This window comes from Nocardia sp. NPDC058658 (genome assembly GCF_042716665.1).
GTDB lineage: Bacteria > Actinomycetota > Actinomycetes > Mycobacteriales > Mycobacteriaceae > Nocardia.
The window spans coordinates 1-1,403 of sequence record NZ_JBHXRR010000058.1 but is presented as its reverse complement, the minus strand read 5'-3'; the positions used below and the strand labels follow the sequence as shown (position 1 = coordinate 1,403).

General features: G+C 68.1%; 1 protein-coding gene. It reads right to left on the bottom strand.

The window, feature by feature from the left end; genetic code table 11:
* The coding region (locus ACFWUP_RS31330) for an IS110 family transposase (protein WP_379239603.1) at positions 1-1,161 on the bottom strand (1,161 nt) is incomplete at its 3' end.
* Positions 1,162-1,403: the final 242 nt, after the last annotated feature.

Genomic DNA, 1,403 nt, shown 5'->3' with positions numbered 1-1,403 from the left:
AGGGTTGTAAGCGGTTTCAGTGCGCCAGCACGCCCAGATGATCCGCAGCCAAGACCGACCCAGGGTGCGCAGGGCGTGTGGGTGTCGTTGCCCGCGAGCGCGGGCATCGGCGTAGCGTTGCCCGGCCCACGGATCGGCGCGACGACTGTTGTCGAACCACATGTGCAGGGCTTGGCGCGCGCGGTGGTTGGTGGCATGGCGGAACGCCACGGTGTGGGTTTTCCCGGACGCGCGGGTGACCGGCGCGACGCCGGTCTCGGCGGCCACTTGCTCGAAACCGGTGGCGCGTTCGAGGATCGGGCCGACCTCGCCGATGATCTGGGCCAGGTTGAGTACCCCGATACGGGGCAGGTCAGCGAACAACCTGGCGTAAGGGTGGGTTTCGACGGCGGCAGCGATGGTCTTGTCGAGTGCGTCGATGCCGGCTTGCAGTGCTCGCACGGTGGCGACCTGGGCGCGGATCAACGTCGTGGTGACCGGTTCACCGAGGCGGCTGGCCGCGACCGGGGCCTCACGCAGGCGTGCGAGCAGTTCGGCGCCGGTGCGGCGACCGGAATAGCCACGCCGTTTGCAGAACGCCTCGATCCGGGCTCCGGTGAGCGTGGCAGCGGCCTGGGGGCTCGGGTAACGGTCCAGGAAGTCCAGTGCGATCGCCGAATGAAGTTGCGCGAAAACAGTTTTCCCGCCGGGCCAGTGCTGGTCGAGCAGCGCGGCGAGCTGGTTGACCGCCGCGATACGCAACCCGAGGTGGTCATCACGTTGACGGGTCAACGCTTGCAGCTCCAGAGTTTCGGGCAGGGTGGGTGCCAATCGGGGCAGGCGGTGGATGTCGGTGCGGGCGTAGTCGGCCAGTTTGAACGCGTCTCCGGGGTCGTTCTTGGCTCGGGCGGCGCCCCATCGGGGGCGGGCTGCGTGGAAAGCGTTGGGGTGCACCGCGATTACCGGGTGTCCGGCGGCGAGCAGCCGGTCCACGACCAGGCCGCGGGTGGTTTCGATCGCTACCGGCAGATCGGCGGGGTCGCCGTGACAGGCCAGCTTCGCCAACGCACGCGCGATGCCGTCTTCGGTATGGGGGACGGTCGCCCGGTCGAGCCGGCTACCAGCGGGATCGATCACGCACATGTCATGGGCGCTGTTTCCCCAGTCCCAACCGACGAACAACAGAGGTCTCCTTCGAGGTCGATCGGGGACCTCTTCGGAGATGAGGGCCGCTGCCGGGAGCTCACTAATCGGCCCTCGAACGGGCGTGTTCCTGATGCCGGTCGGCGGCCCTCGGCCCGGCGGGGCTGGCGGAACTCATGCTGGCCATCGAGTGGCTCGCGCTACAGGCCATGCACCCGCCGAGACCGAGAGGTCACAACCCTAACTGTTAGGGCTGCGGAAAGGATGGTGCCCTAGTGAGC